Source organism: Vibrio salinus, assembly GCF_021272385.1.
In the GTDB taxonomy this organism is placed as follows: Bacteria; Pseudomonadota; Gammaproteobacteria; order Enterobacterales; family Vibrionaceae; genus Vibrio; species Vibrio salinus.
Map to the genome: position 1 here is coordinate 1,043,391 of NZ_JAJSDZ010000009.1, position 13,396 is coordinate 1,056,786.

At 40.1% G+C, this 13,396-nt stretch carries 8 protein-coding genes; 4 read left to right on the forward strand and 4 right to left on the reverse strand.

What is annotated here, in order from left to right; all coding sequences use genetic code 11:
• Nucleotides 1-71: 71 nt before the first annotated feature.
• Nucleotides 72-1,994: a RecQ family ATP-dependent DNA helicase gene (locus LRQ06_RS13115; protein WP_232767001.1), complete on the reverse strand. Its 1,923-nt coding sequence runs from the start codon at nt 1,992-1,994 to the stop codon at nt 72-74.
• Nucleotides 1,995-2,549: 555 nt separating this feature from the next.
• On the opposite strand from LRQ06_RS13115, the gene LRQ06_RS13120 reads away from it, so the two are divergent.
• The 3 genes from LRQ06_RS13120 (at nt 2,550) to LRQ06_RS13130 (ending at nt 7,663) form a co-directional block, all read left to right on the forward strand.
• Nucleotides 2,550-6,170, forward strand: a complete 3,621-nt coding sequence (locus LRQ06_RS13120) for a putative bifunctional diguanylate cyclase/phosphodiesterase (RefSeq protein ID WP_232767004.1) — start codon at nt 2,550-2,552, stop codon at nt 6,168-6,170.
• A gap of 373 nt (nt 6,171-6,543) precedes the next feature.
• On the forward strand, nt 6,544-7,110 hold the full coding sequence (locus LRQ06_RS13125) for a phosphatase PAP2 family protein (protein ID WP_232767005.1): 567 nt from the start codon (nt 6,544-6,546) through the stop codon (nt 7,108-7,110).
• A 61-nt stretch (nt 7,111-7,171) separates the two neighbouring features.
• Complete coding sequence (locus tag LRQ06_RS13130; protein ID WP_232767007.1) at nt 7,172-7,663, forward strand: outer membrane beta-barrel protein; 492 nt, start codon at nt 7,172-7,174, stop codon at nt 7,661-7,663.
• A gap of 27 nt (nt 7,664-7,690) precedes the next feature.
• On the opposite strand, the gene LRQ06_RS13135 is transcribed toward LRQ06_RS13130, so the two are convergent.
• Genes LRQ06_RS13135 through LRQ06_RS13145 form a run of 3 tightly spaced genes read right to left on the reverse strand, consistent with a single transcriptional unit; the run spans nt 7,691 to nt 11,538 of the window.
• Nucleotides 7,691-9,808: an EAL domain-containing protein gene (locus LRQ06_RS13135; RefSeq protein ID WP_232767009.1), complete on the reverse strand. Its 2,118-nt coding sequence runs from the start codon at nt 9,806-9,808 to the stop codon at nt 7,691-7,693.
• A gap of 24 nt (nt 9,809-9,832) precedes the next feature.
• Nucleotides 9,833-10,279, reverse strand: a complete 447-nt coding sequence (locus tag LRQ06_RS13140) for a hypothetical protein (protein WP_232767010.1) — start codon at nt 10,277-10,279, stop codon at nt 9,833-9,835.
• Complete coding sequence (locus tag LRQ06_RS13145) at nt 10,279-11,538, reverse strand: hypothetical protein (RefSeq protein WP_232767011.1); 1,260 nt, start codon at nt 11,536-11,538, stop codon at nt 10,279-10,281. The genes LRQ06_RS13140 and LRQ06_RS13145 overlap by 1 nt, the downstream gene beginning before the upstream one ends.
• Nucleotides 11,539-12,112: 574 nt before the next feature.
• On the opposite strand from LRQ06_RS13145, the gene LRQ06_RS13150 reads away from it, so the two are divergent.
• Nucleotides 12,113-13,339, forward strand: a complete 1,227-nt coding sequence (locus LRQ06_RS13150) for a lysozyme inhibitor LprI family protein (RefSeq protein ID WP_232767013.1) — start codon at nt 12,113-12,115, stop codon at nt 13,337-13,339.
• The last annotated feature ends 57 nt before the right edge of the window (nt 13,340-13,396 follow it).

Below are 13,396 nucleotides of genomic sequence, written 5' to 3' on the forward strand. Positions count from 1 at the left end.
GTAGAAATGATTCAAAGATTAATTGTTCTTAGGTTAAAACTTTGAATATTAAATACAACTGATTTAGAAAATTAATTCTGCTTGTTTTCTGTTAGTTCAAGCACCTTTTTGTGTACCTCGGCAAATGGATAGTGTGCTAATTTCCCGAACCCTTCCATTTTTGTTGCTTTTAAGCGGATGCTTAGTGGTGTGGTAATCCCGCACAGAAAGTGACTAATGGCTTTGTCTGATAATCTATTTGATCCGGCCTGTTTATAAGGATGAATCCAGGTTATCAGTTGCTGGGCATTTATAGGTGGACGTTCCTGCTGGTTTAGCTGTGCAATCCGGCCGGCACAGACAGAGCAATGATGACATTCTTTTGGCGCATTGAGATCAGCAAAGTAACTGGCAAGCGTATAGCTCAGACATTGATGGCTTTGGAAAAAATCAATCATATTATGGATTCGCTGGATTTCATTTTTTTCTTTCAGGATAAATAAGTTATATAGCCTGTCTGCCAGTTCTGACTCTGGTTTCTGTTTGTCCAATACGCTGTAGACATCGGTGATTTGTTTGTTTTCCAGTTCTATCCATCCTTTTCCCTGAAAATACTCAAGTGCTGCAATTACCCGTTTTCTGTCGGCATGAAAGGTTTGCCACAGTGCTTCGAAATCGATGGTGTACCAGAGGCGGGCTTTTAAAGTGCATTGAAACACCGCTTCAACAAAAGATCGTCTTTCTCCACTGAAGTAATTGGTAATATGTTCAGTACTCTCAATTAATTTAAACCGGTAAGTGGCAAAATAGCTGAACCTTGACTCGATTATGTTATCCATTTCAAGGTAAACCAACAGTGTTTTTAATGGAAGCTGGCGGATATTGCTGTCACGTGACAGACTACTGAGCATGACTTCCCACTGGTTTGTGGCTGAATATATTTGATGAATAACATATTCAATAGAAGACTTGTCCGGTGTATCACCGTAGACAAAGTTTTCTAATACACTGACGTGGTCGGTGTTCGCCAGAATGATGCATTCAGATGGCTGACCATCCCGCCCGGCCCGGCCGATTTCCTGTGAATAATTTTCAATGGATTTGGGTAAGTCAAAATGAATAACGTTCCGGATATTGGCTTTGTCGATTCCCATACCGAATGCAATAGTAGCGACGATACAAGTTGATGTGTCCTGCATAAATCGCTGCTGGATTTGTGCTCTGAGCTCATTATCAAGACCTGCATGATATGCAATCGCATTGATTCCGCTTTCCTGAAGTTTTGTTGCGATGGTTTCAGCCGTTTTCTGTAACGTAACATAAACGATGGTGGAGGCCTCAGGTGACTTGTTAATAATGGAATGTAACTGATGAAACTTCTCTTTTTCAGAACAGGGGATGATATTCAGGTTTAGATTCGGTCGATAAAATCCGGTAACAATCACTGCTTCATCCGGAATATCAAACTTTTTGCTCATATCATCAATAACCTGTGGGGTCGCTGTTGCGGTTAGTAGTAGTACCTGAGGAATTTTGAGCCATTTTCTATATTCGGGCAGCTTCAGATAATCGGGCCGGAAATTATGCCCCCATTCTGAAATACAGTGAGCTTCATCGACAACAAGAAGAGAGATTGGTATTTCGGAGATAAAATGTCGGAAACGTTCGTTTTTCAAACGCTCAACAGAAATCATTAAAATTTTCAGCTTGCCGCTTTTTACCTGGTGCATGATAGCTTGTGTCGTATCAGTATCCTGACCAGAATGAATGCTGTCTGCCGGGATTCCTTTACTGCGTAGAAACTCGACCTGATCTTTAATCAAAGCCAATAAAGGCGAAATAACCAGTGTCAGATGCGGTAACTGCATGGCCGGAAGTTGGTAGCAGAGCGATTTTCCTGAACCTGTCGGAAATATGGCGGCAGCGGATTGGCCGTTTAGGATATGACGGATGACATCTGACTGACCGGGGCGCAGAGAATTAAAACCAAAGTATTGTTGCAGCAGTTGTTGCATGTTTTTTGTCCTGATTGCGGCCGATGATATGAATTTTTAACAGAGTAACCTAGTATGTTGATATAGCAATATGATAAGCCGATACATCCTGAAAGAATTTTTCTATCGTAGTATGGTTTCGTTTTTGTCCACGGCTTTTATGCCCTCATTACGATCAAAACTGTTTAGAGTGAACAAACATCAACCACCAAAGGTCAGCGACCTTAGTGTGTCTGATCTTTTATTTTTCATATTAAGTGGATGAGTCTGCCGTCGCAAAAGGAAGGGGTTTGCTATACTTTCATCGGTTACTGTTCATCCTCTTTGTTGGCGTGATACCCGGGGCATTTTTGAATCCGGAAATAGCTTCAGTATAAATAGTCTTGTTTTATCGGAAAAGTGAGTTATTCCGCCATTTTTATATTGTTACAAATAGAATTATTGATATATGGATAGTTGACGGTTGATTTTATAGAATACAAAGCTTTGTGATTTTATTAAATGTTTCTTGTCTAATTTATGGTAATGACAGTGACAATATAATTTAAGGCCAGGCTTGAAATTCGGAGTGGAATTATGTCTGCTGTAAAACAGCTTCTGTCTAATTTAAATATTCGTACCAAGCTGATCATCCTTTTTGTTTTTATTAAAGTGATTCCATTAATTCTGCTTGCTGTGATAACACTGATAGGCATCCATTCTCTTTATGATTTTTTTATCAATAATACCGCTCAGGTAAAGCAGACCACGAAAGAAATAGTGTCTTCAACAGCGAATACTGCGGTGGCAGACAGTATTCTTGCTCTGGATAGAAAATCTCAGGAGTCGCTGGAGAAAATGAGTGGTCAGATTGCACAGTCTGTCGCTGATTTTCTATACGAGCGGGATGATGATATTCGTTTTCTGGCAACGCTTCCTAAAAACCGGGAAACGTACGAAAATTTTATGCATGAGAAACTGGGAAGAATTATCCGAAGCCAGAGCGATAAGTACCGGTATGATGATACAGCATCGAAATGGGTCAGGGTTGATAAATTAAGTACAGAAACAACGTTTAAAAGAGCGGATTTATCCGATAATGCCAGAGAATTTAACCGTATTGATCCGGTTAAATATGCCACACAGAGTTTGCCGCTTTATAAAGAAATAACGTTTTTTGATCTTAACGGAAAAGAACAAATAAAGGTTTCTTCTCTTAATCCGGAAAAAGAAGACATCAGTAAACCTCAAAATACTTATATTAAAGCTGAAACGTATTTTGCAGATGTTCAGAAACTAAAAAAAGGGCAAATTTATGTTTCTGATGTCATTGGTGCGTATGTGCCCAGCAAAATTATCGGAACGTTTACTAAAGAGAAAGCAAAAAAAGCAGGTATTCCATTTGAGCCTGAAAAATATGGTTATGCCGGACGGGAAAACCCGGTAGGGAAGCGTTTCGAAGGTATTGTCCGGTTTGTTACACCGGTTTATGAACGCGGGCAAAAAGTCGGTTACATATCTCTGGCGCTGGATCATCGTCATATTATGGCATTTACGGATACTGTTGATCCTCTCAGTTACTCTCCTATGGATGTATCCGACGCCAGCGATGGGAATTATGCATTTATGTGGGATTATAAAGGTCGCTCAATTTCTCATCCACGAGATTATTTTATTGCCGGATTTGACCCAGCCACAGGGAAAAGGGTTAAGCCTTGGTTGTCATCTGAGGTTGCCAGGGCATTTGATGCTTCTAAATCATCGGATATCAATGCCTTTCTGAAAGGTTATCCGAAATTTGATGCTCAGTCGTTATCTAAAACGCCGTCTCTGGAAGGTTTGCAGCAGGGATTGATCGGATTGGACTGCCGATATCTTAATTTTGCACCTCAGTGTCAGGGATGGATGCAACTGACAGAAAATGGTGGTCAGGGTTCATTCATTATCCTATGGAGTAATGTCTGGAAGTTAACAACCGCAGCAACTATTCCTTATTACACTGGGCATTATGGTAACACCCCGAGAGGGTTTGGTTTTGTGACGTTAGGGGCTAATGTCGATGAATTCCATAAAGCTGCCGATAGAACTAAAGAAAATCTGAATAGCATTTTGGTCGAACAACTGAGCCATATTGATGCCATTGTTGGAAAGGCAGAGAAGAGAACCAAAGATGAAACAGACCTTCTAATCAACCAACTTACTATTTCAACGCTCGTGATGATTGTATTTATGATAGTGATTGCCATCTGGCTCTCCAATTTGTTGAGGCGCCGATTGCAGGAACTGATTTTAGGAGCAAAACAATACAGCCAAAATAACCTTTCTTACCGTATTCCTGTCGATTCTCATGACGAAATAGGAATGTTGTCGGATTCATTTAATGATATGGCCGGCTCTTTACAGAAATACATTCGGAAAGAGCGGGATCTGAATCATTCTTTGGAAGCTCGTATTGAAGAGCGAACTGAGCAATTGACCGTACTAAACCGAAGAATTCAGCAGGAACTGACGGAAAAAGAAAAACAGGAACAGCAGCTGAAAATCTATGCAAGAGTATTCAGCAACACGACAGAAGCGATCGTTATTACCGATGTTCAGGGTAATATTGAGCATGTCAACGAAGCGTTTACGCTCATGACCGGTTACCTTCCTGAGGATGTGATGGGTAAAAGCTACAGCCTGCTTCGCTCTAATCACCATTCTCTTCTCTTTTACCGGAAAATATGGCAAACCGTCTTTTCTAAAGAAAGCTGGGAAGGAGAAGTCTGGACCAGTAAAAAAGATGGCACACTTTATCCTGTACTGGCGATCATTGTTCCTATTCTGGATAAAAATGGCAATATTACTAATTTTGCCGGTATTCAGCATGACATGTCAGAAATCAAGCAGAATGAACAAGAACTTCACCGGCAAGCTTATTACGATTCGTTAACCAATTTAGCTAACCGAGCCCTGGCTTATGACCGGCTTGAACATGCATTGGTTAATGCGAAGTCTAATCAAACGAAAGTCGCTATTTTGTTTTTAGATTTGGATAAGTTTAAGCAGGTGAATGATGTCTTAGGTCATGATGCCGGAGATTCGCTGTTATGCGAAGTCGGGAAACGGTTATGCAAAGTATGCAAAGAAACCGATACTATCAGCCGTTTAGGGGGCGATGAATTTTTGATTATTCTGGAAGGTGTGTCTTTTTACGAAGATGCTATCCACGTTGTTGAAAATATTATTAAGGAACTGGAAAAGCCCTTTATGGTTAATGATCAGGTGATTCACTCATCAACAAGCGTGGGCATTACTTTTTATCCTGATGATGGTTTAACGGTTCGTCGTCTTCTCAAGAACTCAGACATTGCAATGTACAGGGCAAAAGCCAAAGGAAGGGGTGTCTATGAGATTTTCACTGAGGAGCTGGGTCAGCAGGTTCAGGAATCGGTATTGCTGGAGCAGGCTTTAAAAGAAGCAGTAATCAATAAAGATTTTCTAATGCATTATCAGCCTATTGTTAATGTAAAAGAGCAGAGAGTTATTGGTGTTGAAGCATTAATGCGTTGGGAAAAAGATGAGAAATTGTATTCTCCGGAGCGGTTTATTGAAATGCTTGAGCATACAAAACTGATTGTTGAAGCGACGGAAGGTATGATGATAACAGTCTTTGCGTTAGCGAAAATGCTCAACAATCGTTATGAGCAAGACATTTATGTGGCTGTGAATATTTCTGCAATGCATTTTGCTCTGGATGATTTTTGTGACCGGATAATAAAACTGGTCGAATTATCAGGTATTAATGCTTCACAGATTTGTCTGGAAGTGACAGAAACGATTTTTTTACATGATATTGAGGCTGTTTCTAAAAAACTGAGTAAATTAAAAGAACTTGGGTTTCATGTAGCGTTAGATGATTTCGGAACCGGGTATTCTTCCCTTAGTTATCTGAAGCGATTACCTCTGGATAAAATAAAAATAGACAGGACGTTTATTAATGGTCTTCCTGATTCGACAGGAGATGTAGCCATTACCACGTCAGTTTGCTCCTGGGCGGACAATTTTTGTATGGATGTGATAGCCGAAGGTGTTGAAACAGAAGAGCAACTTGCCTTTTTAGAACAGCTGGGTTGTAACAATGTTCAGGGGTATTTGTTTGCTAAACCTATGGCTGAGCATGAACTTCTGGACTATCTTGATGAAAATGGATGGTCGGATACCGGGAATGAATGGTAAACAGACAGCTTGTTTCATTTTGCAGGCTGTGATGATAACGGTTTATCCATATCACCTTTACAATAGTGAATGACAGGTTGCTCAACAATTGGTATTTTTATCATTAATTAAACGGGTAATATTCTTCCTCCTGAGAGGCAAAGAAATCGCTTAAGCGGTAAGTTTTTGCCTTCTTTTTTCTTTGCACCCGAATCCTTCTGGTTGATAAAACAGCAATATTCTCTTCAGTAGCGTTAAAGTCTGTTAATTTTGCTGTTTTACCTCTGCGTTTAATATCTTGGTCTGCTTTTTGCTCTGTATGAATTATGTTATTTCGTAGTCGGCATGTTCTGACTGAATACATAAGAACCGTATGTATGGAGATGAGTATTCTGTGAACCAATATTATCGGGGCAATACAAGTCGTAAGCTTTTTTGTATCAGTATTCTTTTAACGATGTTTCTGTGTGCAAAAGCATTTGCGAAAAGTAAGGATCTTGAGGAAGCCGGAGATATTTTGCAATGGGGTATTCCGGTGACCGCCGGAATCATTTCAAGTGTAAAACTGGATGGCGAAGGATTGGTCCAGCTTGGAGAAGGAGCGATGTGGACCGCAATATCGACTCATTTTCTCAAAGTGTCCCTAAATGCTCAAAGACCAAACGGTCAGGATTTTAGTATGCCTTCGAGCCATACTTCTGCTGCTGCTCAGGGGGCTGCATACCTTCAGTTCCGTTACGGTTGGAAATACGGTGTTCCTGCTTATCTGTTAACGGGGTTGGTCGCGTATTCCCGGGTAGATAATGATTACCATTATTGGCGGGACGTTATTATCGGAGCAGCCCTTGGGACTGCAATACAATATTCGGTAACACTGGGTGGATTTAGTGTAACGAATTTAGCCATAGCGCCATATTTTGATGGTGATAGTGTCGGTTTGTACGCATCTATGAATTTTTAGTAATAATGAGCTGGTTTAGTTGTTTTACGAGTCAGGACGAAAAGTAAAAGAGAAAAATGATATGAAAAAGTTAACCTTACTGCCTTTGTTAGCATTGGTGTTTGCTCCTTCAATCTGGGCTAATTCTATTGTATATGGTGGGGCATCCATTGGCTCTTCCGATTACAATAATGATCGGTCAGTAGCTTATAATCTTCATGCCGGTATTGGTTTTATTCCATGGATAAGCCTGGAAGGCGGCTATACTTATCATGGCAAATTTGATGCGGTTGGTGGCGACATCGAGGCCGAATCTGCTTATGCCGCAATAAGACCCAACGTTACTATCGGGGCACTTCAGTTGTATGCTAAAGCCGGAATCAACTCCTGGATTCTGGAAGGGGATCGGGGGGTGACGATTCAGGATGACGATGGTTTCGATAAAATGTGGGCTGTGGGCGCAGATTATTCTTTGATTGGTCCTATGGCTGTCGGTCTGGAATATTCAAATTATACGTTGGGTAATAAAGACGTTAAAAGCATTAATGCGACAGTGACATTTTACTTCTTCTGATTTATGTCGTTCTGAGTCGGAATTCGGTCAATTAACAGCACAGTCATATTCTTCCTGAACATTGTGATGACGGAATTTTTGACGAATGTTGTTAATTGACTTACTCAGGTCTTTGATCGCAACCGGCTCAGAAAAGTAGTACCCCTGAAGCGCCAGATAGCCTTTCTGTGTGATGTATTTCGCGTGTTCTTCTGTTTCAATTCCTTCGCAGCAACAATAAAGATTTAGCTTATTTGCCAACTCCAGAATTGAGCTTAAAATGGCGTCGTCTCTGCTACTCATAAAGGCGTTTGAGACAAATTTCCGATCGATTTTCAGTGTGTCAATTTCAATCAGGCTTAGGTAGCTCAGCGACGAATATCCTGTTCCAAAATCATCGAGAGCAATGCTTCCCCCCATTTTTCTGATTGAAGAGAAGAATTGATTTGCCAGTTTGAAATCTTCCAGATAACTGGATTCGGTAATTTCTATTTGTAATGACGTGATACTTTGTTTATATCGTTCTAGTTCAGACAATATAAATCCATGCATTTCATTACTAATTAAATCTTTAGAGGATAAATTAAAAGAAACCACAATATCGTCACCGCAGATTTTCTTTAACAGTGCCAAATCTGAACAAACCTTTGAAATCACCCATTTTGTAATTTCGCCTATTTTCCCACCCTGTTCTGCAATAGGAATAAAGAATTCCGGCAGGATTTCACCCAGACGAGGGTGGTACCAGCGTATTAATGCTTCAAGACCTTCTATTTTCCCAAATGTAGACACTTTAGGCTGGTAGAAGAGTGAAAATTGCTTATTCGTGATGGCCTGAGGAATCAGGCTAATGATTTCTTCCTTTCGTTTTTTCTTATTCAACATGACGTTTTCAAAAAACGTAAATTGTCCTCTACCGTTGTTTTTTGAAAAATACATGGCTACATCGGCGTAGGAAATTAATGTATCCAGGTTGTAGTCCGCCTGACTGGCTTTGGCGATACCAATACTGACGCTTGTGGTTATATTCCAGTTATTGACCATGATCGGAGACTGAAATTCATTAACGATCTTTTGAGCTACCTGGATAGCTGAGTCAATTTGAGCTCCTTCATTCAGAACGATGAGAAATTCATCACCGGCAAGCCTGGCCAGAATACAATGATTGTGCAGACAGGTAAGTACTTTTTGGCTGACAATGTTTAGCAGAGCGTCGCCGGTTTCGTGTCCCATTCTGTCATTAATGTTTTTGAAGCTGTCAATATCAAAATACAGAATGGACAAGTCCTGATTGCTGGTTTTTACTTCGGCTAAATCTTCGGTTAGTTTCTCGATGATAAACCGCCGGTTAGGTAGTCCCGTTAACTGATCGTAGTTGGCAAGCTTGTTGAGTTTGTTTTGTTGTTCGATCAGTATTTTATTTTGTTCATGATTAATTTGGTATTCATTATTAATCGTTTCCAGCATGGCATTGATATCATCCGTTAAAGTCGCGACTTCGTCGGAACTTTCGGAAGTAAATCTTAAGCTGTAATTACCGGTTACTTTAATTTTCTTTGTAAATTCAGATAAAGATAACAGAGGGTTAAACAGTTTTTTAAGCAGAAACCAGGTTAAAATTAAAGTAACCAGCAGAACGATTCCGACGACTGGCAAGGCAATTGAAATGAGAGTATTTCTGCTTTTAATGATTGGAGCATTGAAATCATGAACCACGAGAAGATAACCTTGTGGATTATCGTGTTCGCCAATGGGTTTTAATATCGCCAGTACATCCCGTTGCTCAGAAGTGACGTAGGGCAGAGATTTTATCTCAGGTAAGGTAGATAAAATGTGTTTTATCCGGCTGTGTGACACTTTGTTTATGTTGACGTACTGGTTGATTTTATTCCAGTTTCTATCGTAAACATAGGAAAAAAGAATGTGATCATATTTTTGAAATGTCAGTAAATTATTTTTTATTTCAAAAGATGAATCCTGATCACCAATGTAAAGTAACAGTTCGTCAGCGACATTAGCCGTCAGTGCATCCAAATTACTTTCTACGGAATTAAGATAGATTTGCTGATGTTGTTTAAGAGAGATGGCAAATACCAGTAACGCACAGAGTACAATTGATATTGTACTGATTAACATGAATTTTGTGCGGATGCTGAGTTGTATCATTGGTATTCCGGTTTCAGGGTAATCTTATTTTTGACAAAGAATTTTCATGTCATCAGGCAGTGACTGTTTGGCGGTTATGTAACCTATCGTATTGTCATGTGAAATGATATAGCCAATGACATCTTTTTCAGTATTAAACTCTTTTGGGCGTCTTTCGCTTTTACCGGAAAACAGTAACTGAGCCCAGTAAGCCTGTACACGGCCTTCTGTTAATCCCAGAATTTGAGTATTAAATAAAGTTCGGGCGCTGTTTCCGACAGAGAGATTGACGGGTTTAAATTTTCGGCTCAGCGTTCCACCTAAAAAAATCTGTCTGACTTCATTTCGGGATAAATGGTCAATTTGTGATGATACATTGGTAATGACGTAGATGTCAGCCGCGCAGGCAGATTGGCTCATACTTAGTGAGAGTATGAGCCCAACACATGAGCATAAAATCTGCAACCGTAAACTCTGACAGAATCGTTTCATTAAAAGACCCACTGTACACTTAATTTATATAGTGCTGCTTTTCTGTCAAATCCATCTTTTATTGAAGTAAAATAAGACTCTTTGTCTTCATAGCCGTCTATGTAGCTGATTTCTGCTTTTAATGCTATCTGAGGCTTTATGTCCCAGCGGGTACCCAGAGTCCAAACTCTGACAGAATCATTGGCCAGAAAGGACGTGATAGGAGATAAAGCTTCGATGTGCCGGTATGACTCCATCGGCTCATTGTATTTTACCCTGCTGTCGGCATAAGTCAGGCTGAACGTCCAGGGAAAGGTAATATATCCACCGGTTAAATAGTAACTTTCCATATCCGGGGCAAAATCAATGTCGCCAGTTTTGATTTGTACCCATTCCGCGCGGGTGAAATATTGCAGTCCATCGTAAGACACAGAAGCCTGTGAGACATCAAAAAAGCCTTTCGATGAAAAATCAGCATCGTTGACTGAGCTGGCCAGAGAAGACAGTTTGTTGGCTTCTGAGATACTTTTTGCATTTAAAATGGCTATGCTCAGATACGATTTGGCCATGTTTATCAGGTTATCGACATTCATGTTGACTTCTCCCCGATGTTGCGATATCCGGAACTGAAAATTGTTATAATTGATCTTCCCGACCAGGCCGCCAAAGAAATTTACCCGGTAATCGGTGTTGAGGCCATTCACATCGGTATTATTACTGTATGTGCCAATGTAGGATTCCAGAGACGTATCAAAATCATCGAAGCTATTTCCCCAGGAAATATCCACTCCGTCATATGTTTGGAATAACCAACCGTTATAAGACTGTTTTGGTAGTGTAATCCAGGGATAGGCATAGCTGATATCATTGGCATCGCTGTAAGCAAGGAAGGGCGCTCTCATTCTTCCGGCTTTCAATGTCAGATGATCATTTGCCAGCCAGGTAAGGTAAGCCCAGTTGATGATATCGTCGTTATAATCTTTGTATTTTTTATTATCATCTTTAATTGTGCCCTGAACAGTGGCACTAAATGTTTCATTAAACTGGTAGGAAACCTGTAAGCCCAGTAAGCTATCTGGTTTCAGAGAGAGAGCATCAGTATACCCCCGGTAATTGGCTTGCTCTGTATCGAGTTTCCCGACAGAAATACTGCCGAATCCTGATATGGACCAGGGCGAATCATTTGCGGTTTCGGCTAGGGACAAGACTGGAAGTAATGACAGGCCAATAATTAATAACGTATTGAATAATGGCCGAAAAAATAAAAATGAGGTAACCACTACGAAAGATCTTATTTTTAATATGTTAATGGCGGTTTTATGGCGATCGTCAAAAAACCAACGAATAGTTGATATAATACTCTTTTAGTGAATGAATTAGCAAATATTAATAAACACAGGAGAGGGATGATACAGCAGTTGAGAAGTGAAAATCAGAACCAACATCTTATTATCTAGCATGCCGAAGTATTTCGTGGACTTCGCGCAGGCTAGTGATGGTCAAATTAAAATATGTTATGAAGCCTGATACCGGCTTCTGACTTTTCAGGGGGAACTAACTTTTATGTGTTGTTTTCTGACGATTTAGCTGGAACCAATGACGTTGGCGTCCTGTTCTTTTCGACATAACATTCTCCTTATTATTTAAGTAACCAGTTGAGTATAGGCAGAAGATATTAATTTTATGTGAAGCTGAATTGAAATTTTGAAGACAGTCACGATCTGTTTTTGGATAATTGTGATCACTGAAAAACAAGTTTCTCTGTATCAACCTGATTTTGCTCAATGAATGTACTGTTGGTATCACTATATATTTGCGTTTTATTTGTGAAACTAATAATAAGGTTTATTAATAATGCGGTGGTGGGTATTAGGTTTACTGTTGTCGTCAGGATGTTCCTGGGCGGTAAATACAGAGTGTTTGTCTGAGCGAACACAGGCATTGGAAGTAGTTTGTCAGACTCAGTCTCTGAGTACAATGAATCATATTATCGGTATTCTTTATAAAAAAGATTTAAAGCTGGCCGGTTCTGAAAGTTTAAAGGCGGAGCAGGAAGCCTGGCTTGAGTTACGTGACCAGCGTTGTCTGGATAAAGAATCGTGTGAAGACTCGATGATCGAGAGGATTAATCAACTTTTAATCCACCTGACGGAACGTCGTGTGAAAAATTTGCAGAAGGGTATGGATTTACCTGATGGCTCCGGGCTGGATAATTATTCAAAAGATGCACTTAAGTTAGTCGGGCAGGAACATTACCATCCATGGAAACGCAGAGCTGTTTTAAAACCGACCGTGAAAGCTTTTGAACCTGTTGCAGCTGTATTTGGCAATGAGGTTTTTGTTTTTTACAAAACATATACATCTAATTACCGGCAGATAATTCATGAGCTGAATTTGATGACGATGCAGGGATACCAGATTGCATCCGGTGATGAATACAGTATGACAGTAAAAGGTAATCAGCTGCTGTTTGTTCATACTTCCGATAAGGAAAAGGTTCAGCTGTATTCTTACACGATTGGATCGAAAATGTATCCGACCAAAAAAGGTCAGATTACTTCTGTTGATTTTCAGAAGATGATGGGACGCAGTGATCGTACCAAGCGTTGGGCACTATCTCACGATGGGCGAAAAATTGCAGTAATTACCTCGGAAATTAATCATATGTCTACCGACTCATCTCTTTCTGAAAACGTATCCGGATATATAAAGGCAATCACAGAAAAACTGGATATCAAGGCAATAAAAGATGATCGTACTATAGCCGTTTATGACAGTACCAGTGATCAGGTAACACTTATGCCTGGTATTCTGGATGGTGCGAAGGAACGTATCTGGTGGCGGATTTTTGATATGGTTTGGACGGATGATGATACCCAGATCTATTTTGATAACGAGGGACAACGTTTTGCCTGCATATGGCAGTATGATTTAGTGTCTAATCAGGTAACGAAAATTGTGCCAGAACATACGGCCATTACCCCATATCCTTTTAAATATAAAGGTCAGCCATATATTGTTTACATTCAAGCCAGTGGTGGTTATGACGGGAAACTGATACTGGCTACTCCTTCTGAGTAATATTTTGAAAGCATTGCTGTTCTGCCTTTTGCCATGATCCCCCTGAAAGGCAGGACG

Bases quoted from the DNA above. Each gene is read 5' to 3' on its own strand.
- LRQ06_RS13115 (WP_232767001.1), bottom strand. From the start codon at position 1,994: ATGCAACAACTGCTGCAACAATACTTTGGTTTTAATTCTCTGCGCCCC.
- LRQ06_RS13130 (WP_232767007.1), top strand. From the start codon at position 7,172: ATGAAAAAGTTAACCTTACTGCCTTTGTTAGCATTGGTGTTTGCTCCT.
- LRQ06_RS13150 (WP_232767013.1), top strand. From the start codon at position 12,113: ATGCGGTGGTGGGTATTAGGTTTACTGTTGTCGTCAGGATGTTCCTGG.
- LRQ06_RS13120 (WP_232767004.1), top strand. From the start codon at position 2,550: ATGTCTGCTGTAAAACAGCTTCTGTCTAATTTAAATATTCGTACCAAG.
- LRQ06_RS13135 (WP_232767009.1), bottom strand. From the start codon at position 9,808: ATGATACAACTCAGCATCCGCACAAAATTCATGTTAATCAGTACAATA.
- LRQ06_RS13140 (WP_232767010.1), bottom strand. From the start codon at position 10,279: ATGAAACGATTCTGTCAGAGTTTACGGTTGCAGATTTTATGCTCATGT.